Consider the following 26672-nt stretch of genomic DNA (forward strand, 5'->3'; position numbering starts at 1 on the left):
GAATGCCATTAAACAATGATAACATCCTTTTGAAAACTTGCCAACTAGGATTCTATTCCAACACATCCCAAGCGGGAAAATAACAATAGAAAGAAGTACGGCTTCCTGGATCTGATTTTACAGTAATAAGCCCTCCCATTCGTCTCATGATCCCGTAGATGATAGGAAGACCCAGACCTGTTCCTTTTCTACCTTTCGTAGTAAAAAACGGTTCAAATATCCGACTCATTACTTCAGGAGGAATTCCGGAGCCATTGTCTTGAAACTCAACTTCCCAATAATAAGTTTGTTTCAAAAAAGGATAATTGCGTAAATGGGATTCACCAATCCAGATCCTTCTGGTTATAAGTGAAATTTTCGGGTGCTCAACTTCGGAGATTGCAAACAAAGCATTCTCATATAGATTGGAAAAAATTTGATATAAGTAGGTTGAATCCGCCTGTATCTGTGCCTTTCCCGCTTCAAAATCAATAACCAGTTTTCCAAAGAAAGGTTTCCCTTTTTGAAGTTCATTCAAAATACCTTCCAATGAAATATGCAGATCTATATTCGTAAGAGTCACTGCATCTTTTTTCGAAAAATCAAGAATCTGACCTGTCAAAGATTTTGCCCGTTCCAACGCCTTCATCATACCATCTAACGCAAAAAAGGTTTTCTTTTTGTCAGGATCCGAACGCGAAGGTTCCCAATCGGAAAGTAAAAAGCTGACAAAATTGAACATAGGAGTTAGTAAATTGTTAAAGTCGTGAGCGATACCGCCTGCAAATGTTCCCAAGGCTTCCATTTTCTGCGCTTGCCCGTAAGCTCTTTCCAACTCAATCTTCTCAGTGATATCTTTTCCTTCAAAGACCAAATACATCACCTCGCCTGACGGATCTGCTACGGTGGAAATGTCACAATCCAAAAATATAACTCTTCCCGAAGGTGCAGTATAAGTCGCAAACACTTCCGTAGATTCCATTTTTGTAGCACGAACAATCCCTTGGTCCAGAATTCGTTTCACTTCGGAAAGAGATTGGGAAAATAATGAAGATATAATATGCAAGCCCTGGATATCTCTTTCTTCTCTTTCCAGAAGTGCAACGGATGTGCGGTTCATTTTAAGAATATGACCCTCTAAATCAAGTAAGATGATGATTTGAGATGAGTTATTAAAAATTCCCTTGAATAATTGCGCATTATGACGGATTGCAGACTCCAAAGAATTATAACTTGAGGTATCATGCAAAGTTCCGAAGTATCTCGACTTACCATTGGAAAGGTGTTCACATTCCAAAGTTAGTCGGACGAATTTGGAAGAACTTGGCAATTTCAAACGTAACTCGAGATCAAATTGTTTTGCTTCCGTTCGTGCATTTTCCCAAAGACTTTCCAGATTGGCCCGATCCGCCTCATGCACACGATTAAAAAACTTTTCTTCTGAAGGCATCTCCCCGTAAGGGTAACCTAAAATTTTATAAGTTTCCAAAGACCATAAAATTTTTCGTTCGGGGTATAGGATTTCAAAATGTCCGAGTTTGGCGAGAGCTTGGGAACGAGTCAGCATCTCTTCGCCATGCACAAGCATCTCCCACGCTTTTTTTTGTTGCTTTTTCGCTTGATAACTTTCGAATTCTCTCGCTACGACGTATGTTAGTTTTTCTATTTTTGATTTTTGTATAAAATCATTGGCACCGATGCGAAACATCTCGGTAGCCATCTCTTCTCCGATGAACTCCGTAATTAAGATCACAGGTAAGTCGGAAAATTTCTCCCTAACCATTTCTATAGCAGTTTTACCATCGAAATCGGGTAGATAATAATCGGAAATAACGATGTCCCAGTTTCTTCTAAGAAGGGCTTCTTCCAATTCCTTTTTCCATTCCACTCTTTCCGAATAGACATCCCAACCACCTTCTTTAAGATTGGAGAGTATAGAAGCATAGGCGGCTTTAGAATCTTCGATTACCAGGACTTGTATCTTTCTGTTAGGATTCATTAGTTAAGCTCTGTAAGTTTATGAAACAAAAAGTATACCTGAATATCGGAGAAGCCTTTTTTACATCGAGCCATTTTGAAATCAGAACGATTTTGGGTTCCTGTGTTTCTGTTTGCCTTTTTCAAACTGACAACGGTTTTTCTGCCATCAACCATATTTTACTTCCTGGTTCTCTCGACGCCAAAGAAGAAAAACAAAGCCTTCGCTATGGAATCACTTCTATGGAGCTTATGATCAATGAATTTGTTAAGCATGGAATTCCAAGAACCCAATTGAAAGCGAAAATCTTCGGCGGTAGCCAATCAAACCGTTTAACAACAAATAAGGCCGGTGAAAAAAACATTCAATTTGTAAAAGAATTTTTATCAACTGAAAAAATACCTATCCTAAGCCAGGATATTGGTGGAGAGCAATACCGTAAACTCAGCTTCCATACTGACTCATATGACGTATTCATCACTAAAATCCAGCCTAATTTAGTGATGGAAGTTCAAACACAAGAATTACATTTCGAATCCAAAGTCCGGGAAAGAATGGTAAAAAAATCATCCATTTTTACCTTTTAAACTAGCACAACTGTCGGAATGTCCACCTCAAAATGTACAAAATCGGAAGCACCTAAATCATCCAATTGGTTTTTCACCAAAAAGGATTTGATATGCCCGTTGTGTTTCCGAATGACTTTGTCAACGTAGGTTAAGCCCAAACCAAAATCAAGCGTAGGATACCTTTCGTGCACTAATCTGGACATACGAAAAAAAGGTTCAAATATCAAACTTTCGTAAGACTCAGGAATTCCGTAATTTCCGTACTGATCCCGATTCGGTGGATTCAAAAAATCAATCTTCATTGACTTGGGAGATTTGCTCAAATTGATATAAATCCTGGCATTGGGAATGGAAAATTTGAGAGCATTTAATAATAGTTCCTCGAATGCCTTTCTCAAATATTCCAGCTTTCCGTTGATAAATACATTCTGTTCGGCGATCGCATTTTTTCCGAGAACCACGGAATGATTTTGAAGATTGATCAACTCACGTTGTGATTCTAAAATTTCTTCAAGAGTTTGATGTAAATCGGATAGGGAAAGAAGTTCTTCCGAAAGATCATTTGATCCTATATTTTCCATCTCTTCAAACAAATTGATTACACGTTTTGCAGCCTGACCGTTTTCAAACAAAGATTCCATCAAAGAGGAATCAATAATATAATCCTCACCTTTCCGTTTGGCTTTTTTCTCTATCCTTTTGATCAGACTGACCAAAGCTCCGAATCCCGCCCCTTGGCTAAGTGACGTACGAATGTTTCCGATCAGTTGGTCATCAGAAGAATCATCGGAATTCCCGTTGATGATTTTTTCTTTCCTTAAATTCAAATTCGATTGTTTTCGAACCTGTTTCTTTTTTTCCGTTTCTAATTGATTATTAATGGATCGGAACTCAGCGACTTCCAGTGCTTTTTGAATACGATGAAGAAGCTCTACGGAGCGATAGGGTTTTTGAATGTAATCATAAACCCCGACTTGGAACAAATTGATAACAGAATTAATTTCGCCAGACTTAAAACTAACAAGTATTATTGGTTTGTTCGGAAGAGAATTCAAACGATTAACCAACCCCAAACAGTCCATTCCGTGAATATTTAAATCTACTACAACGACTGAAAAAAAATCATGTGTTATTTTCTCTAACGCGCCCATTCCGTTCTGAACGAATTCGACAAAGATATCGGATCCGAACAAAGCCGATCGAATCGGATTCGTAATTGATTCGTCATCATCGACAAATAGAATTTTTTTTTCATTCCCGTCCAAAAGATTTACCTCCGATTTTAATTTAGACTAAGATTTTACCCAAAACCTCAATCAAATCTTCATCTTCAAACGGCTTTACGATCCAAGCTTTCACTCCGGCTTCTTTGCCTGCTTGTCTCAAATGATCGCTTGATTCCGTAGAAACAATCAGGATCTTCATGTTTTTTCCGTTAGCATGCGCTAATGTATCTTTGGTAAGTTCAATTCCGTTTTTACCCGGCATATTAACATCATAAACACCGCCGTCAAAGGGACCTTTCTGATCAATCAGAATCATTGCTTGTTCGGCATTTTCAGCCTTATGTATTTCATAACCCTCGTCAGCCAAAACCATTTCCATAAGTTTAAGTGCCGTTGGCGCATCATCGCAGATTAATATTTTTTTTGACATATATCCTCTTATTTGAATCTAATCATTGTTAAAATTTCGCTTGGTATATCATTTAAGCTCGCTTGTTTTTCCACTGCACCCAGTTCAAAGGCTTCTCTGGGCATACCGTATACTACTGAAGAAGTTGCATCCTGACCGATGGTCCTTGCGCCCTTTTCCTTCATGGCAAGCAGACCGTTTGCTCCGTCCCTTCCCATTCCGGTAAGTAAAATTCCGAGTGTCTTGGATGCAAGACCTGCTCTTGCGATGGAATCGAATAACACATCAACGGAAGGTCTATGCCCTGAAACTTTATCGAATTTTTCCACTTCCAAATACATCCTTCCCGCCAGCTTCCGCACAAGGAGGTGATGATCACCTGGCGCGAGATAGGCGGTACCGTCTTCCAAAAGATCACCGTTGGCGGCTTCTTTTACAATGAAACCGCTTGTCTGCGCAAGTCTATTTGCAAATAAAGTGGTAAAATGTTCAGGCATATGTTGAACCATAACAATCGGAGGGAGAAAATTCGGCAATTGATTCAGAATATAATCAATTGCTTGCGTTCCTCCTGTCGATGCCCCGATAGCAATGAGTTTGATTTGACTGGTCGTGGATTCATGTGTAGTAATGCGTTTTTCTGAGAGAGGAGTTCTTTGCCCAGCGATCGAACTAGAACCTATTTTTTTGATTTTATAAGTAAGTTCATTTAACATCCGTAAAAAGTCTTCTTCTGTTCCGTTAGGTTTATGAACAAAATCACTCGCACCTTTTTGCAAAGCCTTTGCGGTAGTTTGAGCACCTACCTCGGTATAGGAGCTCAACATAATCACAGGTGTAGGAAAATTTGCAAACAACCAATCCAGAAAATCAAGCCCGCTCATTCCCGGCATTTCCACATCAAGACTGATCAAATCCGGTTTTAAAGTGGGGAGAAGAGTTTTTGCTTCTGCGGCATTGGATGCCTTACCGATAACTTTGATTTCGGAATGTTTGTTCAGTTCTTCTTCTAATACATTCCGAACCAAAGATTGATCATCGACTATTAATACCCTTATCATCGAACAACATCATGCAACTTGGTATAGATTGATTTAACATCCAGAATCAAACTCACATTTCCGCTTCCAAGGATAGTAAAACCGCTCACACCAGTCGCGTTCTCCATAAGGCCATGCAAAGGTTTTATTACAACATTATAATTTCCGACTATTTCATCCACTTGAATTCCGAATAAACTGCCTTCATGTTCGATGATAACAGCCAGCAAATCGGTTCCATCATATTCCAAAGGAATTCGATGGTTCAATACTTGATTAATATCGAAAACCGGGATGAATTTTCCTCTGACATCGATCACCGTCTGACCTTCATCCAAGCGGATTTTTTCTTTATCCGATAGACTGACAAATTCGCGTAACTCGATCGTTTGAATGGTAAAGTATTTGTCTCCGATACGAACGACAGTTCCTTCCATGATTCCAAGCGTAAGAGGAATACGTAGTACAAAGGTTGTACCGAGTCCCTGTTTGGAATGAATATCGATCTTTCCACCCAGTCTTTCGATATTTTGTTTTACGATATCCATCCCGACTCCTCGTCCGGAAAGATCGGTTACTTCTTTTGCAGTTGACAAACCAGGAGCAAAAATAAGCTGAAATACTTCTTTATCCGTAAGCAAACTCGGATCGGTAGTTAAAATGCCGTGTTCAACGGCTTTCGCAATGATTCTATCCCTATCCAGCCCTTTTCCATCATCACGAATCATAATCCAAACTTCATTTACGGATTGTTTGGCACTAAGGTAGATATTTCCTTCTTCCGATTTCAGAGCAGCCAAACGATCATCAGGTGCTTCTATCCCATGATCAATCGAATTGCGCAAGATGTGAATGATAGGATCTGCAATCAAATCCACAATGGATTTGTCTATTTCGGTTTCTTCGCCTGATACGTACAAGCTGACCTTTTTCATAGATTTTTTCTGTAAATCCCGAATCAATCGGGACATACGCTGAAATACTCCCGAAATAGGGATCATCCTTGTGGAAAAAGCGACTTCCTGCAAGTCCGCAACGATTTTCCTAAGTCGGTTCAAAGATAGATGGAAGTCATCGTTTTTTAATCGTTTTACAACCGCATGTTGAGTTACATTCGATTCGGCGATAACCAGCTCACCCATAAGATCCATGAGAGCGTCCAACTTTTCATTGGAAACCTTGATTTCTTTTTTCAGGAGACTGGAACGAACACATGTTAGATTTTCTCTTTCAGGCTGCGCCTGCAATTTTAGATTCGCTGCATTTTTTATAACAGGAGGATCTTCAAAAATTTCATAACCGGATTTTATAATTATTTGAGGGGCAGGATCATTAAAAATCTCATAACTGGACTTTTTATCTTTCCTAGAATCAAAGATTTCATAGGTATTTTTCAGTTTGATTTCCGCATCCGCTTTACCGAGAGATTTGATTTCACCTTGTAGAGCTTCAATCAACGTCAAGGATTCTTCTTCCAGATCGGGATTCACTTTGGTAGCTTCAACTACCTGAAATAATTTTCTTAACTGATCGCAAGTATTGATAAGAATCTGGCATGTATGCGCACTAGGTAAAATTGATTCCTTTCTCAAAATATCAAGAAGCGTTTCGGCTTCATGAGTCACCTGAACTATCGTTTCTAATTTTAATAAACCTGCGGAACCCTTTAAAGTGTGGAAGTATCGGAATAAATTATTGATAAGCTCTTCATTATAAGAACCACCGCTATCCCATAACTCTTCAATCTCCAAGATTGCCGTTTCGGAATCCTGGATGAGATCAAATGCTTCCGGAATAAAATCGAGTAAGAGCTGTTCTCTACTCATACTCTCAAATTAAAACCTTTCCGCAGGACCGCTGATTTCCGAGCTACCGGATTGCGGCCTCGGCTGTTGCCCGTTACCGAAGTTTGGTTGCTGATTGCCGAGCATATAGCCTGCTTTGGATCCTTTTCCGAATTCCAAAGCAATATTTTTCAACTCATTCGGATTTGAAACTTGAGAATGTTTCTTATGACTTGCCATCAATCTATTTTCATCAATCGTAACTAGCGTTCCCATGATCGTGAGTAAATGGTTTGCTTGTTCTTTCAATTCATTGGAAGTGGCAGCAAGTTCCTCCGATGAAGAAGCGGATAGTTGTGTCGTTTGATCCATTTGAGTCATAGCCAACGAAATCTGCGTGATTCCGGCGGATTGTTCTCTCGATGCATCGGCAATGCTGGAAACAAGCTCCGCTGTTTTTTTGATACTGGGAACGATCTCTGCAATTACCCTTCCTGCTTCCTCCGCAAGAGAAACACTATTGGTAGACAATTGATTGATTTCCTGTGCGGCAACCTGACTTCTTTCCGCAAGTTTTCTCACTTCATCGGCAACAACCGCAAAACCTTTTCCATGCTTTCCGGCGCGAGCGGCTTCAATAGCAGCATTTAATGCGAGTAAGTTGGTTTGATAGGCAATCTCTTCTATGATTTTGATTTTGGAAGAAATATTTTTCATAGCTTCGAGAGTTTTCAAAACGGAGTCTTGGCCAATGGTAGCTTCCTTTGCGGAAGTAGAAGCAATTCTGTTTGTTTCCAAAGCGGATTCGGAATTTTGAGTGACGGAAGAAGACATCTCTTCAATGGATGCGGTGGTTTCCTCAATGGAAGCTGCCTGTTCACTCGCACCTTGACTCAAAGTATAGGAAGTGGAAGACACCTGTTGCGCCGCGCTGGACACGGAAGCTGCAATTTCTACGGCGGAATTTAAGGCTTTGGTAATATTTAAAATAATCCAGGTGGCCATACCCATGCTTACTGCAACGGAGATGGCAAATAACGAGATCAAAAAAATAAATGTAGAATTATAATATTCATTCGTTTCCTTATTTACCCGATCCATTTCATCGGATGCAAAAGTCACTACCTGGTCCGCTACTTTTTCAAACTTATCTGCAAGGGGCCTGGTTATGACATTTCCAATAAGACGTGCTTCCGTGTTTTTATTTTGCAATGCCAAAGCGATGAGGGCATTTGCTTCCTTTGAATATTCAGTATAGATAGCTTTCAAATCATTTAAAAACTTCATATCCTGCTTGTTGGAAATTAGTTCCAATTTTTTAAAAAGTTCGTCAGTTTCTGTGATTTTCTCCGTTCTCATTCCGACGAGTTTTGCCATTTTAGCATCTTCCAATTCCAGAATCAGGTTTCTTTCGTTTCGATTCAACCAAACAGCTGCCGTGCGAAGGTTTAACGAAAGTTCTACTTTCCTGCTGTAAATCTCCACTATATCCGTCAGTTTGGAGTTAAAGATATTGAGTGAATATATTCCGGAAGATACACCAATACCGAGAAATACGATTAGTAATGCGAATCCTAAAATTAGTTTAGTTTTTACACTCATGGATTTGCTATTTTTCATTTCCTATCACCTATACTTTAATTTGATAAAACGGTCTCTAATGCGTTAGCATCTTCTTCTTTGATGATCCTGTCGGTATTCAGAAGGATTTTGACATCATTCTTCACTTTGGCAAGAGCCTTGATAAAACGACTGCCTTCCGTCTCACTGAAACGAGGCGCCTCTTCCATTTGATTTGCATTGATTTTGATCACTTCTCTCACGGTATCCACAATCAAGCCGACCAATTGCCCGTGGATATTCAAAATGATCACGCAGGTCTTTTCCGTATAACCGATTTCCGTCATCTTGAAACGATTGCGGACATCAATCAAAGCAACAACTTTACCACGTAGATTAATCACACCTTTGATATAGCTGGGCATATCGGGGATCTCTGTGATAGTCTGCAAACCCACGATCTCGATAATATATTTGATTTCGATTCCGTAGTTTCTTTCGCCTAACGAAAAAATCAGGAATCTACCGTCTAACGTATCTTCATCGTCGTCAAAATCGTCCTGATCGTCGTTAAGGCGATCCATATCAAAATCAGATGCGCTCATTCTTTACCAACTTGTGACATAATTATTTAAAATAAAGACTTTCGGGTTCTATTCTCATCAACATTGAGATGGAAAGCAATCATCTTTGCGAAACTCATCAATTTACTTACTGGCAATGGGAAACTCCAGAGAAACACAAACTTCTGATCCTACTTTGGAATAGATATTGGATTGAATCACATTGAAATAAACCCGAGCGTTCATATCTTCTATCACTTTTTTCACAATCGCAAGCCCCAAACCAAGACCGAATTCTTCCGCATCATAACGTTCATCCACTGCTCTACTCAATCGGTAGAAAGGCTGAAACAAAACAACTTCTTCCGACTTTTTATAATCCAAATTTTGGATGGCCGGATAAGCGGGTGGATTCATTACCTTGATGATAAAATGACTTTCCGAACGCATAAAAAGAACAACAATCGTTGATTTGTCCGTAGAATACTTCATAGCGTTGATTAAAACTTCCCTGACTACGTTGCGAAGAGCATGTTCGTTGATCAAAACATAGGATGAATCCGCATTCTTGAGAGTAGACACGATTAGATCCTGTTTTTTGATGGCGAGCATGGGTTCTAAGTTTTTTTGTTCTTCTTCAAAGTACTGCATGATTTCCTTTAAAGATTTTTTTTCCTGCGCGGATTTGGTTTCTTCAAAAATTAACTGAGCTTTGGCGAGAGTCTCTACCAATTTTTTAGTACTTCTAAAGTTCTCTTCCACCATTTCCAAATGAGTCAAAGGAACAGTTGCGATTTTTTCTTCCTTTTTGGATTTCCTGAGCATAGCTCCGATCGAAGTCACCAAAGCACCTAAGCCCGAACCTTGCATCAAAGAAGTATTCAGATTGGGAAGAGCTTGCTCCATCCACTGCTTATTTCCTCCCTTTCCTCCGATCTCTTGACGCCAGTTGAAGATTTGAATGATTTCTTTATGCAAATTTTCCTCATATTCAATGAGGGTGCCTTGCTTCTCCAGAATCTCAAACATCTGTTTCTCAATCCCTTTGTATTTGGTGATGTTTAAACCCGAGAACAGAATGAACAGTTGTGCGGAGCTGGGAAAACGGATCGGTGAAATCTTGACAAAATAGGTTTCATCGTCCACGCGATATTCATCTTGAAACACTTCACCGTTCAAAGCGTTCCTAAAATGAGCTTCCCAGTGACTACGATAACTTTGTGGAACTTCAAAAATGGTTTTACCAACGAATGCATCCGAATGATAACCTCTCGCCAAGTAATCTTTTCCGGTAATGAGTAGGAATTGCAAATCTTCGTCTAAGATAGCGTAGTTTCCATACGGAAGTGAACTAAGTACTAATTCTAAGTATGGTGCTGTTTCGGATTCCCACGTGTTTATGTTCATGTGTACAAATTGTATCTTTTGATTATTTTGGACGAACTGAAATCAAATTTCCTGAGGGCAAAGATTAATATGATATAATAAAAAAATCAAGTATTAAACCAAAATCCTAACATTATATAAGGCTTGAAACAAGGATCCGAAACGATTGAAAGTAAGCAAGTATGAGCATACGTTGAAACAATTTTAATCGGAATATTTCGAATGGAAAGAATGCTGTAAAAGAAAGAATCTCACAACCAAACATAAATTCGAAACACCAGCCCAATTTATTGATAAGGTATCCGAATGATGAAAGGCATTTAACATTCCGGCACGTGCAAAACAGCCGGCCCTGAAAGTTAAAAGTGGAACTAGGATAATTACTAAAATAAAAAAGAACTTTGTTATCTTTATTGAAGAGGAATCTATTTTTATTCGTCTAAAATACCCAGACAACGCAAAGGAATATAAATCAGATAATCTCATTTTTTATCTCTATGTTAAAGTATAACGTAATTTACACGCCAATTATGTCGACGTCTTTTATGACGTATCTTTATCGTCATGGCGTAATTGTCTAATTTTTTCTAAAATATAGTTATGGATTATGTAACATTTCAAGAAAAGGTCTGTCGGCGAATCAAAGATTTGCGTTTAGAGAAAAAGATGACTCAAGAGGAAGTTTCCGGCCTGGAAATGGGTGTTAGAGCTTATCAGAGGATTGAATCAGGCGGAAACGCTCCCAATCTTCAAAGCCTTTTCAGAATTGCAAATGCCCTGGGAGTTCACCCTAGGGAAATATTGAATGTTCCATTAACGGAAGATTTGCAAATTAAGAAAAAAAATATCACAAATTCCAAATAAAAATCAAATAATCGGAAATTCCAAAGTGATGCAAATTTCGGAAAGAAGAGAGTGCTGGCTATCGGATCGCAGTACATTTTTATAAATTCCCGATTGGATAGAATTGATATGAATATGACCTTTCATATCTTCTATTACTTTTTTAACAACTGCTAGCCCAAGCCCCAGACTGAATTCCTCTTTTTCGTATCTTTCATCGACAGTTTTGTTCAACCGAAAAAAAGGCTGAAATAAAGCCAAGTCTTCCGCTTCTTTGAAATTCAAAGATTGAATGCTGGAATCATTTGTCGGATTGATAAATTTGATGATAAATTTCCCTTCCGACATAAGAAAAAGAACTATAATGCTGATCCCATCCGGGGAGTATTTCATAGCATTGATTAATATTTCCCTAACAGCTGTTTTAAGAGTATTCTTATTGATATTTAAAAAATATTCTTTGGTATTTTTAAGTATGGAAACAACGACATTTTGTTTTTTGATAGAAAGCATGCCTGTCAAACTACGACTTTCTTCTTCAATTAAATCTATCACATCCTGCAAATCAACTTTCTCAGACAAAGAACTTGTTTCTTCAAAGAGAACTTGTGCATCCGCGAGAGATTTTACTAATTTTTTAGTACTCTTAAAATTCTCCTCCACCATTTCCAAATGCCGAAGAGGCACCATTGCATGAGTTTCCGATTTTTCAGCCTTTCGAAGCATCGCACCCATTGATGTAACAAGACCGCCTAACCCTGAACCTTGCATAAGGCTGGTATTTAAATTCGGCAGTGCTTTACGCATCCAAACTTTGTGCTTCCCTTTGCCTTCCATTTCCCTACGCCAATTGAAAATTTCAATTATCTCCCGAAACAATTCTTCCTCATACTCGATCACCAAGGATTGTTTTTCTAAAATATCATTCAGATTGCTCTCCGTTAGCTTGTGATTTGGAGAATGAAAACAGGAAAGTAGGATATATTTTTTTTCTGATTCGCTAGTATTTGTAACATCCCGACTCTCATCAGGCAGCGATAGCGGAGATATGGTAAATGAATATAATTCCTGTCTTATGATGCTATTTTTCTCGTAAGGCACACCGTTCAGTGCGTTTCGAAAAGATGTGATATCAAGATTGGAATCTGAGAAAAACGGCAAACCGAGAATCTCTTCGAGATCCTTGTCGATCATTCCGTCCTTATAGAAATCGTCGATAGCAAAGTCTTTTCCCGCAATAATTTTACACCTCAGATTTGAATCAAATATCGCATAACTGCCTCTAGGTATAGTATCAAGTACATGTTTTAAACTTTTATAGAAATATAATTCATTCAGCAGCGGTTTAAATTCCGATTCAAAAGAGACATTCATTTCATCATCATCAGTAAAACATAATATTATATCTCACAATCAAAATACTAACGTTTGCTACCAAATACAGCAAAAAGGACAGGACATATTACGGATTGGATTGGATAATTTGCGGATTCTGTTTTTGTCGGAATTCCGAAGGAGTGATTCCTATTTCTTTTTTAAAAAAACGGGTAAAATATGCAGAATCATGAAAATTCAATTGAGAAGCAACATCTGAAATTCGAGCATCGGTATATTCTAATAATCTACGTGCTTCCCGGGTTACATTTTCCTTTATAAAGTCAGAAGCGGAACGACCCGTTACTTCTTTAATCGTATCATTTAAATGTCCCGGAGTGACTTCCAATTTCGATGCATAATATTGGACTGAACGAATCTCTCCTTGCGAACCTTGCAAAAGAGAAATAAAATCATAAACAATTCGATTCACCTTGGTCGGCAATTCCTGAAATGGCAATATATTACAGCGACCGGCGAATAACAGTATCAGTTCGGTAAAATTTTTGATGATAGCCTTTTCCAGTTTTGATCCCAAATTCCATTCTTCTTTTAAAAAATGAAAACTATTTTGTATGGAAGAACAATCTTTGATATTTAAAATCACCGGAGTCTTTGTCCTGAAAAAAGTGGGGTATTTGTAAAAGGACCCTATTTTTCCTGACCCGAACAGAAAGGACTCCTGAAACTTGATGGAAACTCCTTGTGTAATTTTGTTCCACTCACACTGATGAGAAAGATAAGGAGGCAGATAAAACAAATTTTGTTCAGAAATCATATAAATACGGGAATCTATTTCGATTTTAGCCTCTCCTTTTGTGACAAAAACTAAAGTAGAAAAGTTATGAGTATTTAAGGCGGTCCATTTGAAATTTTCAGCAGACGGATTTTCAAAAATACAAATTGAAAAATCTTCGTCCTCTGACGCACCCATATCCTCTAAATTAAATATCTTAAGTTTGCGATGTGCCACCAAATGACTCATAAAGAAATGAATTCTATGCTTCCTAAACAAGCCCTATCACAAATTAAGTGAACCTTACTTAGACAAAATCAGGAATATTCATAAATATTTCTTAAATTATTTATATTTTAAAAAACTACACATAATGTTTATTAAATGCTCAAAAAAGATAAGAGCCTAGTAAAAACCCCTATCAATTAAAAAAGACGATTCACGTGGCACTTAACAAGCTTATCAATCACTTGATAACTCTCCGCATTAGAGTCCGCAATGAAAATCATAATCGGTGCTAGAGTATAAATAAAAACCAGTAGGACAAAATGCGGATAAATTTGGATAATTTACGGATTTCCATTCCATAAAGTGAAATACCACATTAGTATAGTTTTATATTCGGAAAGTAAAAATATAAATTACAAAAACAAGAAAAGGAAAACTCTAGAATGGGAAACCCGGTAGAACAAATTGTCCCAAGATTTGATCCTTATTTTTATAAGCGGTACCTAATCCTTCCGCCAAAGCAAACTTCCCTTGGGAAAAATCGCCAGGCGATAAAAACGGAGTATTCGTAACCAATCGAATCAGTTTTTTTCCTCTGGCTTCCGCGAGTAAAGTTTTCAATTCTTCATTTTCAGAATCAATAATCTGGAAGGAAGAATCCAAGGCTCGTTTGATAACGGAAGAAGCGAGAGGTTTATTATTATTAATTTGATGAATGATGATTCTGTCTATACTTGGGTCCAATATCAATTCTTTGATAGGCTCCCCATCGCCTATTCCTCCGTCTAAAAAATCATCTCCTTTTACGTTCTGAACTTCGTATAAGAAAGGAAATGCGATGGACGCCATCACTGCATCCAATACGTTTCCTTCCGCGACGAGTTGCCTTTTAGCTTTTGTTAGATTTGATACTGCGACACCTAATTTCATCGGGAGTTCGGAAAAGGTTTTTTTTCCTAGATAAGGATATAATAATTTTCTTGTAGACTTGCCGGTAAGAATCCCGCTATATCCTTTGAATCCTTTTTTAATCAATCTACCTATTTGAGTGAAGGAATTGCCTTCCCAAAAATCGGATTTTTTTAAACCCAAAATCATCATCTGGACTTCTTTCATATCCGCACCGGATGCAAATAGAGCGCCGATCAGAGCACCCGCACTGGAGCCAGTGATGACCGAGGGCTGAAATCCTATTTCTTGTAACCCTCTTACAAATCCAGTATGTGCAAAAAAACCGAAAAATGCGGAATTCAAACAAAGTGCGGAATGTTTTTTCGGAAAAAAAAGTTCAATCATAGGTAAGACCCATTTCTTAGATGTATCGGTTTCATTGCACGACTATTGCAGAGGAAAATTTGGATTTTTCAATTCTTATTTCTAAATAATAACTTTCCGATTTCGAACCATATTACACTGAAAAAAGAAACGGAAAAACAAATCAATAGATCGACGAGGCCCATAGGTACGAAATGAAACAAAGTCTGTAACCAGGGAACATACAAAGAACTAAGAAGTACAATCAATGTCCCGACCACAACATATGGCAAGGCACGGTTCTTCTTTCGAAAAGATTCCCAAACGGTTTCAGTCCAATTACGATTAATCAGAATCAAGAGTAAATTAGAAAATACCAATGTTACGAATGCAGCCGTACTTGCTTTTTGATTTTGATTGAAGCCGTCACGGACAATCACTATCCAATAAACAGAGATTACAGCAAATAAAGACAATAACCCTTGTAAAAACGAGATGATAAATAGATTTTTATTGAGTAAGGGAACGGATATGTCTCTGGGCTTTCTTTTTAATAAATCTTTCTCAGACTCTTCTTTTTCAAAAACTAGAGTACAAGTGGGATCGATCACAAGCTCCAAAAATACTATGTGGACTGCAGATAAAATCATACTCGGCCAATGAAAGAATACGGGCAAAAACGAAGCCCCTACGATGGGAATATGAACTCCGATGATATAAGCCAAAGCTTTTTTGATATTGTCATAGATCTTTCTACCTTCCGAGACTGCATCCAGTATGGAAGAGAAAGAATCATCTAACAAGACTACATCGGAAGCTTCCCGCGCAACATCCGTTCCTCTTTCCCCCATCGCCACTCCGATATGTGCAGCTTTCAGTGCAGGGGCGTCATTCACACCATCTCCGGTCATAGCAACGATTTCACCTTGCGCGCGAAGGGCACGGACGATCCTCCATTTATCTTCGGGAGTCACTCTGGAAAAGACGTTTGCCCGAAGAATCTTTTCCTTTAAAAGGGAATCGTCCATTTCCTTTAATTCCTTACCTGTGATTACGATGTCGGGAGATTCCAATCCGATCTGCCTCGCAATACTTTTTGCAGTTTCTCCCGAGTCGCCTGTGATCATAATCACTTTGATTCCCGCTTCTTCGGCCATACGAACCGCTTCCGGTATAGAATCACGGATGGGATCTTCAAATCCGACAAGTCCGACCCACTCAAATGCAAATTCATTTTGAGATTGAGGAAGCTCATCTCCCCGAAAAATTCCTTTTGCAACAGCTAACACTCGATAACCTGCATTTGCAAACTTTTTTGCTGCTTCCAGGATTTCATTCGTGCGGATCGTATCCATACCACAAAGGATGGAGATAGCTTCAGGCGCGCCCTTACTTGCCACAATATAATCTTCAGATCCGCCTTTTTGCCAGACCTGGGTCATCGAAAAAAATCCGGAAGATAGAGGGTACTCTTTGATTGAATTTCCTTCCGAATGTAAAAATTTTTCAGGATAGGAGTCCGCCATTTTCAGAAATGCTTTTTCCATAGGATCAAACGGATCTTTTTTAGAGGCAAAGTTTCCGTATCTGATCAAATCATAGAACCTCTCGGGAACTTCCGAATCGTTATCCAAATAGAAGGATTCTCCGTTTTCACTAGTCAAACATTTGATCGTCATTTTGTTTTGAGTGATGGTTCCCGTTTTGTCTGTACATAAAACCGTAGCGGCACCTAACGTCTCAATGATGGAAGACTTTCGAGTCAGTACTTTTTTCTGGCTCAACCGGAATGCTCCGAAGGCAAAAAATATGGTCAATACCAAAGGAAGTTCTTCCGGAACCAAGGCGATAGCGAGAGTCAAACCGGAAAGAATTCCCTTCATCCATTCCCCCTGCCAAATTCCGAAATAAGAAGCAAGCGCCAAACAAAGAATCACAGCTAGAAAGAATATCCTTCTGACCAAAACTCGTACTTCTTTTTCAAGAATGGTCTTTTCAGTTTTTTCTTCTCCGATAGTTTTTCCGATTTTGCCAATTTCTGTTTTGTCTCCTATATTTTCTACAATACCGATCGCGTTTCCGGAAACTGCCAAAGAACCGCTGAAAATAAAGTCTCCCTTGTCCTTCAAAACGACTGCGGATTCTCCGGTCAAAAGAGATTCATCCACTGTTAGGTGGTTTGATAACAAAATCTTGGAATCAGCGGGGATCCTGTCTCCTTCATTTAAAATTATAATGTCTCCCGGCAACAAAATACGTCCGTCAACACGTTTCACAACCCCGTCACGAATCACATTGGTTCTCGGACTTGCCAAATTTTTCAAAGCATTCAGAGCATTTTCCGTTCTCGTTTCCTGGTAAATTGTGATCGTTATGATTACAACTACCGAACATAAAAGCAGGATAGCTTCGCCGGAATCACCTATAAAAAAGTAAACGATACCTATTGATAAAAGCAAAAATATCATCGGTTCACCGAGGACGGCAAAAAAGTGGAAGATACCGTTTTTCCTCCTGGAGCCGGAAAGCTCGTTGAATCCGTGTTTCATTCTCAAAGTTGAGATTTCAGAACCGGAGAGACCGTTTCTGTAAAAAGATTCGATTTGATTAAACATATAATGCCATGATTTTCCAATTGATCCATATCCCGGTTTTAAGTCAAAAATAACGGAAATGATCTTGTTATTTTTTAAAAACAAATCACATTCGAAGAATGTGTGATACTTCTCTCGCGACCGAATTATTTACAGGAACGGAAAAAAGAATTTTTGCAAAAAACTCGGATCGGGAACCAAACGAAACACAATTGATCCTTCATATTCCCAAACAAAATTATAAAAAGGGAAGTTCCGTTCAATGTACATTTATTTCCGTTCCTCAAGTAGAAATCACAAACGAAGTATTTCTATCCAAACCGTTTCATATGTGGGGAGCAGAAATGGGAGTGAACGAATACGGACTTGCCATCGGAAATGAAGCTGTATTCACAAATTTCAAAATCAAAAGGAAAAACGACGGTCTCACAGGGATGGACTTACTCCGCTTAGCACTCGAAAGGTGCAAGACCGCAAAAGAGGCATTAGGTCTTATTACTAAATTATTGGAAAAATACGGGCAAGATGCCTGTGGTGGTTACGAAAACAGATCGTTTTTCTATCATAATAGTTTTATCATCGCGGATAGGTCGGACGGCTTTATACTGGAAACGGCCGATCGGCTTTGGGTGGCAAAACCGATTGTCAAGTTCTATGCGATCTCGAACGGATTGACCATTGAGTCGGATTACACCATGTCCAGTAAGAATTTGGAAGAAGAAGCGATCAAAGCCGATTATCGGATGAAAGGAAAAGATTTTTCATTTAACAGAGTTTTCTCCGATTGGTTTTTCACAAGAGTGGGTCAATGCAAAAAAAGAAGACAATTGCATGAGACCAATGCAAATGCAAGTTACAAAATAAAAGGAAATTATACTGCCAAAGGCGCAATGGATGTTTTACGCTCTCATGCCACCCAGGATTCCGAATTTGAAGTTTCTTCCGCAAGTATGGGCTCTTTATGTCTGCATGCAACCGGTCTCATCACACCAAACCAAACGAACGGATCACTGGTAGTAGAATGGAATACTTCGGCAAAAAGCAATGATCCGCTTCGGATATGGTACACTGGCACATCCACACCTTGTCTGAGCGTATTTAAACCTTTTTTCTTCGGAACAACGACGATCATAGATCCTGGTCCTCTGAATCCTAAAACTCCGAATGATATTTCGTTATGGGTCGAACATGAACAAATAGCAAGAAGAGCGAATTTCGATTACCAGACGGTCAGGGCCATTGTTGTGCCGGAAACAAAACCGATGGAATCCCAATTGATTGCTTATACAAACGAAACTTTGACGGAATCAAAAAAAAACGAGATTCAAATCAAAGCATTGAAAGACCATCTGGAGCTCATTAGAAAATGCGAAAATGAATTGAAACAAAAAAAAATAGGGAAATCAAAATGGACCTCTCCCTTATTTCAAACATATTGGCAAAAACAAAACAGAAAGTTGAAAATCAAATTATAAAGTAGCACTCACTTTATCAAAACTTTGATCGAAAATATTTTGTTTTCCGAAACTTAAAACTTGAGTCGGACAACTGGAAACGCAAGCGGAACACCGAACACATTGTACGCTATCCATGGGACGACCGATATTTGCATAACTCATAACATCAATTCCCTGATGGCATACCTTCGTGCAAATATTGCAGGAAATGCATTTTTTCTTTTCAGAGAAAATCCTAAACTTGCTAAACCTTGCATAAATATGCATAAGGCCGGCAAGAGGGCAGAACATTCTGCACCAAATCCTTCCTGAAAAGAAAAAATAAAAACCCACTCCTACAACTCCGGCAAGTCCTATATCCACTACCAAATCGTAGATCCATTTGACGGAATCCGCAACATACTCCGCATTGATCAGGTTGGGAATGATTGATTTTCCGTATACGCCAATTAACTTCAATAAAGTGATGATGGATGCTACCAGCAAAATCCATTGCCCGGAATGTTCCAACCGATAAGCCCATTTTCCATGAGGCATCTTTTCCCTTTGTTCATCGCCCAATGTTTCGGCAAGCCCACCACAGGAACAGATCCAACCGCAATAAGCACCTTTGCCGTAATGATAAACTAAAAACGGAATCACTCCGAAACTGAATGCCAAACCGTAGATAAGCCAGAAATTGGTTATTCCGCCATCGTATAACACACCCATGCTGAGGGGCCATGCAAGTATAAATCCGTAGGCCTTCCAATATGCTTCTCCGGGAAATACTTGGGTCAGTAGAAACCCGTCCTTTGCTCCCAGATATCCCGCTTTGCCCAAAAAAGGTAAAATGATTTCGGGAAGTAAAAACAGAAAAAACCACTGAACAAAAATCAAACTGAAGGTTTGCAGTTTAATGTATTGAGTCTGTTTGACGGTAATACGCCTAAGCCCGAATACCAAAATGGTCATGGAATACAGGAAAGTATAATGAAAGCTTGGATATTTTTCAAATAACAAATAACCGCCGTATGTTGCCGAAAAATAAACAAACAAAAAATAAAAACTGGCAAAGATCAGATAAATGTTCCGAAACAACTGCCATCCCTTAGGAAATCGGATTCCATTTGACTTTGTCCAGAAGAAAAGCCATAAAACGGAAGATATCAAAAATACTCCGGCACTCGCACTTGCCAAAGGAGAAAACCAACCGGATCCATAGAACGACGCCTTACCGAAGTAAGCTGTCATCGCAAAAAAGAAAACGGAAATAAGTCCGATCCAATCCCGAATCGATTTTGAACTTTGAATTCGGATTCCCAACTTTTTTAAAAAAGGAATAGGAGGGGTCGTTCCTAGCAAAAGCAGAACATCGTCTGCGGGAATCTTTTTTGCACCGAAGGAAGTAGCACAGATCACATTGGATTCTCCGATTTCACGTAAGTTGGATTCTTTTAAAACTTGAATCTTGCCTTTCTCCGAGAGAGATTCCAATTTTTTTATATTTTCCTGCTTGGGTCGGGTCAGTTCTTTTCCCCTGGTAACAAGCGTTACCGATTCGGCAAATTCCGAAACGGAAATGGCAGCTTCGACTGCAGAATCCCCTCCTCCCGCAATTACCACTTTCTTATGAGAATAATCTTTTGGATCAATCAAACGATAAGAAACATGAGGGAGATCCTCACCTTGGATCCCCAGCCTTCTCGGGTCGCCGGATTTTCCCATAGCAATGATGACTCGATTCGTATGAAACTTTTTTCCGGATTCTGTCCCGACCGTAAATCCGACGGAATTTCTTATCACGGAATTCACCCTCTCTCCTTCCAGCAAAGGAATGCTATGTGATCGCAAAACGGAATTTAAATGATCAAGAAGGGACTCTTTGGTTCCGTCGAAGATAGGAAGAGAGGATCCGACTTTGAAATCTTTAGGTTCGGCAAAAATCGGTTTGCCTTTGGGGTAACTATGAACGGTTTGAAATGCTTTGCCGGCTTCCAGGAGAACGATTTTTTTTTCTAATTTTTCGGCTTCCAATGCTGAGGAAACACCGCTCGGGCCAGCACCGATGATCACCGCATCAAGTAATTCGTTTTTTGTCTCAGGGATGAAATCCCAAATTTTCGCTCCGCTATGCGAAGCAAACTTCAACAATGGAATGCCCGTTAGGTCCCCTATGATGAATATACCCGGAATATTGGTGGAAAAGTCGTTTAATACAGTAGGATAAACTTCAACTTGTCCCTCGGGAGCGTTTTTTTTTAGCCAAGTGAAGTATCTTGATAGAAAAGGCATAAACACAAATTGCCTCCGATCATTTTAGAAAGAAAGTTGAAATTAAGGAGACTTAGGGAGAAAAAGAGTAAATTTGCTTCCTTTCCCCTCACTATAAAGTGTATAGCGGCCATTTTGTTGTGCAATCAAATCAATGGCCAAAAGTAATCCGATTCCGGTTCCTTTTTCTCCTGCCGTTCCGAAAGTCGTACCGGGTTGCAACCTGTTTTGAATTTTTTGGAGTTTTTCGGAAGGAATTCCCACTCCGAAATCTTCTACGGAAATTTCGAATTCGGTTTCTTTTTCCAAACTGGAAACAATCACATAGCCCGAATGATTGGAAAATTTCACCGCGTTGGATATAATATTACGCATGATAGTTGCCGTCATTCGTTCATCCGCATAAGGCAAATGTGAGAAAGGTAAATTCAGTTCCCATTGGATATTTTTTTCCGCACATTGAATTTGTAATAACTCAATGGTACCGGTAACAATCGCAGAGATCGAAATATAATCCGGTAAAAAATGAATTCGATGAGAATCATTTTTCACCCAATCCAAAAGATTTTCCAGGATCACATAACTTTGAAACGAGTTTTTACGAAGTTCTTTCAAACCTTTTCGCATTTCTTCGGGAGAAAGCCTCTCCACGGACTCCATAAGGATACCCAGAAAAGTCCCCATACTTCCCATCGGGCCTTTCAAATCGTGGGCAAGTATGGAAAATATCTTGTCTTTATAAGCATTTGTTCTTTGCAATTCGGATTGGTTGCGGAAAGTATTTCTCAAAAAATACAGCATAACAGTAGCTATACCGAAGTAACAGATAGAGATAGACAGAATCCTATAAAAATTCTGAATCCCTACGAAATAAAAAGAACTATCTGTCGCAAGGAAAGGAGGCTTGGAAAGGTATTCGATATAAAAAAAGAAAAATAAATTCAAAATAAAAAAGGAGATACTGGTGATCTTTGCATTATAAGAATAAATTACGAACGGAAGCAAAGCAAAGATCAGAAAAAAATAATGTCCGCCGAGAAGATTTCCGGAAAACAAACCGGTAGTTGTAAACGAATCCAAAGACAACGCAAGCATAAGTAAAAATTTTGCATAATCGTATTTGCGAATATAGTTGAGATAGATGGGAAGGCCGATGAAAAAGATAAAACCGAGGTTGAGCAGAGGTGGCAAAATGCCGCCGGGAAATCCCCACAAAACAAAAACTATAGAATAACTGATATTAGATGCTACCCCGAATGCTGCGGCAAAATTGGTGATTTGAAGTCGTAAAACGGTTTCAAAATCCAGATCTTCCGTGACCCCGATGTAAATCAGACGACGAAGCCAGTCCGGTACAAAAAATCTGATCAAGGCATCTCCACAGTGAAAAAAGTAAGATCATCCGAAAGTTTGGGAGAGTAAACCCTCACCGAATCCAAAATTTTTTTATTTAAAAGGTTAGGTTCCAGGTTGCGTCCGTCGCTCAATAATTCCAAGAGGCGTTCTTCTCCGAAAAGTTCCTTATAAGAGTTTTGGGCTTCCGTAATTCCGTCCGTGTAGAAAAAATAACGATCTCCCTGGCACAGGTTCATTTTCCAAGACTGAATCTTTGCTTCTTTGATCCACCCGAGAATCGGCCCTTTCCCATCAAGGATAACGGGAGCCTTTCCTTCCCCGCTTACAAAAATGGGATTCGGATGTCCCATCACTGAATACCTTACTTCCATTGATTTCAAATCGAAACTACATGCAAGAGCCGTAATGTAGTTTTTGTCCACTACCGGGATCATTTTTTGATTCAATTCTTCCAAAAGCCGATCAGGCTCCTTATGTTTGGGGCCAAGTTCTAAAAAGCTGATTTTCAACATGGAAGCGATCAATGCCGCAGGTATCCCATGCCCCAAAACATCACATAACAAAAACATAACGGTGTCCTGATCGTGAATATAAAAATCATAATAATCACCGCCTATTTTTTCCATAGGAATATAGACGGAATTCACCTTCAGTCCGCAAACATCTCCCTGCATACTCGGTATCAGCTTTGATTGTAAACTTCCCGCCATGTGCATTTCATCGCTGAGAATACGGTATTGTTTTTCAAGTTCCTGAGTCCTTTGACCTACAATCATCTCCAAAGACTCATTCAGATTTTTTAATGCCTTTCTCGTCCTTGCATTTTGAATTCCTATTGCAAGGATTCCGCTGAACATAAATGCAAAGATACCATATTGGCTTAAGTATTGATTTTTTCCGATGGCCAAATCCGAAACAATATCCAAGATTCCGAAACAGGTTGCGACCAAGGCTCCTATCGAAACTACGATTGCTTCTGATTTTTTATTATAAAATCGGGCAAGAAGTGTAATGAGCAAAGGAACTTTAAAAGCAAGCAAAACATACCAAAGATATACAAATTGAAATCTATAATCCGGTTTCAACGGAAAAAATTGTATGAACGCAATGATCACATCAAGAGAAAGAAGTGAAATTACGATACGGGAAGGTTTTTCTTCAAAAAGAGAATAAACAAATAATATAATCGTACATGGAAACATACACTGTGAAAAAAATAAGGTTCTCACCAAAAGCTCAGGATCCCAATCCAGAAAATGAATCTTATGCAAAATGGGAATTCTCCAAGTTACAAATAAGATCGCGGTCGCAGCCAGATACAATCCCGCATGAGAAGACCGGTTCAAAATATAACTGATTGCCTGCTGTATAAAAATCCCGAAGAAGAGTGATGCAAATATCAACTGCCTCAAATCTTCGTAGATCAATTCATCCTTTATACTTTCATACGAACCCATACGGGGAATGTTCCGAAAGATCCCACACATGAATTCCACTTCTCTGCATTCTATCTGAACTTCTAAAATATTTTTTCCGAGAGATATACTACCTGCGGGAATGGAATAAAAACGGGAGCTGATCCAATAAGGGTAGTAGTCAGGACTAAATCGCCCAGTGGAACCGACGGGCTTTCCGTTCCAGTAGGTGCTGTCCACGGAATGAAGCCTGTCCAAAAAAATCCCTTGGGTGTAAACGGCAGATTCGGTAATATCTACCTCCAATCGGTATACTCCTCGGACGGGAACGGAATACCCTTGCTCGACCAATCCCTTCCCTACTTGAACGGGTTTTGTCTCATTCCTCCGGAAATCCGTGAATGTCCAACCGCTTTCTAACCGCCTTACCTCTTCATTTGTTTGCGCAGTAATGCCCGCACATGCCAAAAGAAAAAAGCAGATGAATAGGAAACGAAGCATTTCAGCAAATGTTCATCAATCCATTTCCGTAGTAAAGGACTTTGCAGACCCCTTTTCAAAATCTAACATTCGTTCCTTTGTAATGCCGATGACATTATGTGTTAGAGTTAATTTGTCCCCGAGAAATTCAGGACTCAATCGGATCTCCACCACTCTGTACCAAAACTCTCCCGGAGGAACCGTAAAAGCATGGTTCACGCATAAACATTTGAACTTAAAACCAAAACTATGTTCTACGGGGTGAGCCTGGTGAGGAGCGGCGAAAAAATACACCGGTTCTTTGGTTTCATTTTTCATAACCAGTAAAAATTGTTTTTTCGCACCCGGCTTTAATAGAATTTTAGAATCGGGGATTGGTGTGGAAAAAGGAGCGTTCTTTCCGAAGGCAACAGAACCGGTCGTCCAAAGTGCCAGACTTTGGGAACCGGATGGTTCCCGGATTTCCATTTTCAAAGGAATCTGGGTATATTGCCAACCAATCTCAATCTCTACGGAATTACTCTTCGTAGGAGTGCCAGGAACGGATACAACCTGACTATGGTTATGTGAATCCTGATTTCCCTCCCCGCAAAAAGCGAAAAGAGAAAGGGAAAGAATTAAAAAACGAAACAGATAAGAAAGTAGGGTCATTGGATGAATTATTCCAGACTTAACTCCAACGTGGAAAAATCCAAGTTCTGTTGTTTCGTATTGGTCAGATAATAATTTTTTCCGCGTGCTTGTAAGGTAATGAACTCTTGGAAGATTTTTTCAGTATTGTTCGGGTCGGAGTTTTTTACAATATTGCAATCTCTACCACAACCGTTACAATCTCCTTCTCCGTAGTCCAAAAAGCTTGTGAATGCCTGTTTTCTAAGAAAACCAAATATGCGTAAGTCGATCTTGCCGCCTTCCGTAGACTTCACTTCATAATTTCCCATACCGTAAAATTTCTGTGATTTTTCCTGACCTTCTTCGTAATTGGTGCGCAAAGTGGATCCTTCGAGGAAAAAAGTTCCGTCGGAACGCAAACGAATGGTCCAGTCCGAGGAAGAAGGTGGGTCAACATTCTCTTCCACTTGCATTTCAGGGGAAGCACCTTCCGGCAAATCGGTGACAGCTCCTTCCACAACTTCAGTTATTTCACGTCCTGTCAAACCGCGGTTCAGTACTTTTCTCAAGGAAGCTTTTGTGAAATAATCGAAGTTTTTTGCGGCAAGATCTTTCGATTTTGGAAGAGTATCAAGTGCAAACCAACCGTCGTCATTTCCGAAGCGAAGTTCGGATAACACGAAGCCCTTTTCCGAATAACCTTCGTATAACGAGTCTACGGTAAGAGTCAGTTTTTTGCCTTCAAAAGGTTTTGGAAGTGCAACCTCCTGACTTCCCATGGAATCTTCAACGGAAAGTTTTGCCGAATAACCGTTGTCACCCGTTAAAATAAAATCTTTGATCCGTCCGTTCTTGATGCAATGAACGTCCGATCTTTGGTATCCATTCCAAAATTTCAGCTTTGTGATCTCCTGCTCTTTTTCGAAATCAAAGTTAAGGGTCACACCTTTCCCGCCTTTTACGGAGGCATAAGCATTTTCATATTTGGAATCAAACAGGTTTAGGACGTTATAACTTGCTTCAGGACTTGCGGTTTCCGACGCCTTTGCCGTGCCTTTTATAATTTCGGGAGTATATGTTCTGTATGTTTTTTTCTTTTCATCGAAAAATTTAACCTGTTTCAAACATACGTCCAAGTTTCTTTGAAAATTCAGGGTAACGGAACGCGCTTGCACGACAGGCTCGAAAACAACTTCCGCATTTGATTTTTCAACATCCGTACTTCCATACACCTCATCAAAGTTAACGTAAGCTGCGACACGATCTTTAAAATTTCCGTTACAAGATTCGAAACTTACTTTACTCAAGGAAAAAGGTTCATCCGCATAAAAATGAACTTTTACAAACTCTGCGCCAGGTTCCGCGTTCCACTGTTTACCATCTAACACCAGAAACGGAAGCCCGTTGTCCATGGAAGTGGCCGTGACCATCGAAAAATGAATTTTTTTACCACAAGCAATTGTGAATAAAAAAACAAATAAGAAGGGAATGATTTTAAAGAATCGCATAAATCCTGCAACCTCGTAGAAAAATATGGGCTTCATTAGGGGATACCTCTCCTTAGAAATTGGCAAGA

The 26672-nt window shown here is 39.3% G+C and carries 20 protein-coding genes; 3 read left to right on the forward strand and 17 right to left on the reverse strand.

Annotated features, from left to right (window positions below):
* Positions 1–52 precede the first annotated feature (52 nt).
* On the reverse strand, positions 53–1978 hold the full coding sequence (locus tag EHS11_RS08945) for a hybrid sensor histidine kinase/response regulator (protein ID WP_135764050.1): 1926 nt from the start codon (positions 1976–1978) through the stop codon (positions 53–55).
* 20 nt (positions 1979–1998) lie between these two features.
* Between EHS11_RS08945 and EHS11_RS08950 the strand changes: the two genes are divergently transcribed.
* A complete protein-coding gene (locus tag EHS11_RS08950; RefSeq protein WP_135764051.1) occupies positions 1999–2544 on the forward strand; it encodes a chemotaxis protein CheD in 546 nt (181 codons plus the stop codon).
* Here EHS11_RS08950 and EHS11_RS08955 read toward each other — a convergent pair.
* The 7 genes from EHS11_RS08955 to EHS11_RS08985 form a co-directional block, all read right to left on the reverse strand.
* The gene (locus EHS11_RS08955; RefSeq protein WP_135764052.1) at positions 2541–3791 is read right to left on the reverse strand and encodes a hybrid sensor histidine kinase/response regulator; all 1251 of its coding nucleotides are present in this window, start codon (positions 3789–3791) and stop codon (positions 2541–2543) included. The two genes, EHS11_RS08950 and EHS11_RS08955, sit on opposite strands and share 4 nt — an antisense overlap.
* Before the next feature lie 22 nt (positions 3792–3813).
* On the reverse strand, positions 3814–4182 hold the full coding sequence (locus tag EHS11_RS08960; protein WP_135764053.1) for a response regulator: 369 nt from the start codon (positions 4180–4182) through the stop codon (positions 3814–3816).
* 8 nt (positions 4183–4190) lie between these two features.
* Positions 4191–5222: a protein-glutamate methylesterase/protein-glutamine glutaminase gene (locus tag EHS11_RS08965; protein ID WP_135764054.1), complete on the reverse strand. Its 1032-nt coding sequence runs from the start codon at positions 5220–5222 to the stop codon at positions 4191–4193.
* Complete coding sequence (locus EHS11_RS08970; protein ID WP_135764055.1) at positions 5219–7027, reverse strand: chemotaxis protein CheA; 1809 nt, start codon at positions 7025–7027, stop codon at positions 5219–5221. The genes EHS11_RS08965 and EHS11_RS08970 overlap by 4 nt, the downstream gene beginning before the upstream one ends.
* 9 nt (positions 7028–7036) lie before the next feature.
* Positions 7037–8605 (reverse strand): HAMP domain-containing methyl-accepting chemotaxis protein, encoded by a 1569-nt coding sequence (locus tag EHS11_RS20400; RefSeq protein WP_135764056.1) that lies wholly within the window; start codon positions 8603–8605, stop codon positions 7037–7039.
* A gap of 17 nt (positions 8606–8622) precedes the next feature.
* Positions 8623–9150, reverse strand: a complete 528-nt coding sequence (locus EHS11_RS08980; protein WP_135764057.1) for a chemotaxis protein CheW — start codon at positions 9148–9150, stop codon at positions 8623–8625.
* A gap of 102 nt (positions 9151–9252) precedes the next feature.
* A complete protein-coding gene (locus EHS11_RS08985) occupies positions 9253–10515 on the reverse strand; it encodes a sensor histidine kinase (protein ID WP_135764058.1) in 1263 nt (420 codons plus the stop codon).
* A gap of 579 nt (positions 10516–11094) precedes the next feature.
* On the opposite strand from EHS11_RS08985, the gene EHS11_RS08990 reads away from it, so the two are divergent.
* Complete coding sequence (locus tag EHS11_RS08990) at positions 11095–11358, forward strand: helix-turn-helix domain-containing protein (RefSeq protein ID WP_135764059.1); 264 nt, start codon at positions 11095–11097, stop codon at positions 11356–11358.
* 3 nt (positions 11359–11361) lie between these two features.
* On the opposite strand, the gene EHS11_RS08995 is transcribed toward EHS11_RS08990, so the two are convergent.
* The 4 genes from EHS11_RS08995 to EHS11_RS09010 all read right to left on the reverse strand — a co-directional run bounded on the left by EHS11_RS08995 (position 11362) and on the right by EHS11_RS09010 (position 17544).
* Entirely contained in the window at positions 11362–12531 is a 1170-nt protein-coding gene (locus EHS11_RS08995; RefSeq protein ID WP_167884391.1) for a sensor histidine kinase, read from the reverse strand.
* Positions 12532–12799: 268 nt separating this feature from the next.
* Positions 12800–13684, reverse strand: coding sequence for an AraC family transcriptional regulator (locus tag EHS11_RS09000; RefSeq protein WP_210413663.1), 885 nt, complete (start codon positions 13682–13684; stop codon positions 12800–12802).
* A gap of 429 nt (positions 13685–14113) precedes the next feature.
* Positions 14114–14971 (reverse strand): patatin-like phospholipase family protein, encoded by an 858-nt coding sequence (locus tag EHS11_RS09005; protein WP_135764062.1) that lies wholly within the window; start codon positions 14969–14971, stop codon positions 14114–14116.
* A gap of 68 nt (positions 14972–15039) precedes the next feature.
* Entirely contained in the window at positions 15040–17544 is a 2505-nt protein-coding gene (locus tag EHS11_RS09010) for a cation-translocating P-type ATPase (protein ID WP_135764063.1), read from the reverse strand.
* Between the two features lie 98 nt (positions 17545–17642).
* Between EHS11_RS09010 and EHS11_RS09015 the strand changes: the two genes are divergently transcribed.
* Positions 17643–18998 carry a carcinine hydrolase/isopenicillin-N N-acyltransferase family protein gene (locus tag EHS11_RS09015; RefSeq protein WP_135764064.1) on the forward strand — a complete coding sequence of 452 codons (1356 nt, stop codon included), beginning with the start codon at positions 17643–17645 and terminating at the stop codon, positions 18996–18998.
* On the opposite strand, the gene EHS11_RS09020 is transcribed toward EHS11_RS09015, so the two are convergent.
* The 5 genes from EHS11_RS09020 to EHS11_RS09040 all read right to left on the reverse strand — a co-directional run bounded on the left by EHS11_RS09020 (position 18993) and on the right by EHS11_RS09040 (position 26640).
* A complete protein-coding gene (locus EHS11_RS09020; protein ID WP_135764065.1) occupies positions 18993–21254 on the reverse strand; it encodes an NAD(P)-binding domain-containing protein in 2262 nt (753 codons plus the stop codon). The two genes, EHS11_RS09015 and EHS11_RS09020, sit on opposite strands and share 6 nt — an antisense overlap.
* A 42-nt stretch (positions 21255–21296) precedes the next feature.
* Positions 21297–22604 carry a sensor histidine kinase gene (locus EHS11_RS09025; RefSeq protein WP_135764066.1) on the reverse strand — a complete coding sequence of 436 codons (1308 nt, stop codon included), beginning with the start codon at positions 22602–22604 and terminating at the stop codon, positions 21297–21299.
* Positions 22601–24355 (reverse strand): PP2C family protein-serine/threonine phosphatase, encoded by a 1755-nt coding sequence (locus tag EHS11_RS09030; protein ID WP_342775432.1) that lies wholly within the window; start codon positions 24353–24355, stop codon positions 22601–22603. The genes EHS11_RS09025 and EHS11_RS09030 overlap by 4 nt, the downstream gene beginning before the upstream one ends.
* A gap of 165 nt (positions 24356–24520) precedes the next feature.
* Positions 24521–25135, reverse strand: coding sequence for an LIC11469 family lipoprotein adhesin Lsa20 (gene lsa20 / locus EHS11_RS09035; protein WP_135764068.1), 615 nt, complete (start codon positions 25133–25135; stop codon positions 24521–24523).
* An 8-nt stretch (positions 25136–25143) separates the two neighbouring features.
* Positions 25144–26640, reverse strand: a complete 1497-nt coding sequence (locus tag EHS11_RS09040) for a discoidin domain-containing protein (protein WP_246047726.1) — start codon at positions 26638–26640, stop codon at positions 25144–25146.
* Positions 26641–26672 lie beyond the last annotated feature (32 nt).

The sequence above is a fragment of the Leptospira ilyithenensis genome (assembly GCF_004771005.1).
GTDB classification, from domain to species: domain Bacteria; phylum Spirochaetota; class Leptospiria; order Leptospirales; family Leptospiraceae; genus Leptospira_A; species Leptospira_A ilyithenensis.

Coding starts and splice junctions, on each gene's coding strand:
- EHS11_RS08970 (WP_135764055.1), bottom strand. CDS start 7,027: ATGAGTAGAGAACAGCTCTTACTCGATTTTATTCCGGAAGCATTTGAT.
- EHS11_RS08990 (WP_135764059.1), top strand. CDS start 11,095: ATGGATTATGTAACATTTCAAGAAAAGGTCTGTCGGCGAATCAAAGAT.
- EHS11_RS08960 (WP_135764053.1), bottom strand. CDS start 4,182: ATGTCAAAAAAAATATTAATCTGCGATGATGCGCCAACGGCACTTAAA.
- EHS11_RS09040 (WP_246047726.1), bottom strand. CDS start 26,640: ATGAAGCCCATATTTTTCTACGAGGTTGCAGGATTTATGCGATTCTTT.
- EHS11_RS09015 (WP_135764064.1), top strand. CDS start 17,643: ATGTGTGATACTTCTCTCGCGACCGAATTATTTACAGGAACGGAAAAA.
- EHS11_RS08995 (WP_167884391.1), bottom strand. CDS start 12,531: ATGATCGACAAGGATCTCGAAGAGATTCTCGGTTTGCCGTTTTTCTCA.
- EHS11_RS09010 (WP_135764063.1), bottom strand. CDS start 17,544: ATGTTTAATCAAATCGAATCTTTTTACAGAAACGGTCTCTCCGGTTCT.
- EHS11_RS08985 (WP_135764058.1), bottom strand. CDS start 10,515: ATGAACATAAACACGTGGGAATCCGAAACAGCACCATACTTAGAATTA.
- EHS11_RS09020 (WP_135764065.1), bottom strand. CDS start 21,254: ATGCCTTTTCTATCAAGATACTTCACTTGGCTAAAAAAAAACGCTCCC.
- EHS11_RS08950 (WP_135764051.1), top strand. CDS start 1,999: ATGAAACAAAAAGTATACCTGAATATCGGAGAAGCCTTTTTTACATCG.
- EHS11_RS08965 (WP_135764054.1), bottom strand. CDS start 5,222: ATGATAAGGGTATTAATAGTCGATGATCAATCTTTGGTTCGGAATGTA.
- lsa20 (WP_135764068.1), bottom strand. CDS start 25,135: ATGACCCTACTTTCTTATCTGTTTCGTTTTTTAATTCTTTCCCTTTCT.
- EHS11_RS09005 (WP_135764062.1), bottom strand. CDS start 14,971: ATGATTGAACTTTTTTTTCCGAAAAAACATTCCGCACTTTGTTTGAAT.
- EHS11_RS20400 (WP_135764056.1), bottom strand. CDS start 8,605: ATGAAAAATAGCAAATCCATGAGTGTAAAAACTAAACTAATTTTAGGA.
- EHS11_RS08980 (WP_135764057.1), bottom strand. CDS start 9,150: ATGAGCGCATCTGATTTTGATATGGATCGCCTTAACGACGATCAGGAC.
- EHS11_RS08945 (WP_135764050.1), bottom strand. CDS start 1,978: ATGAATCCTAACAGAAAGATACAAGTCCTGGTAATCGAAGATTCTAAA.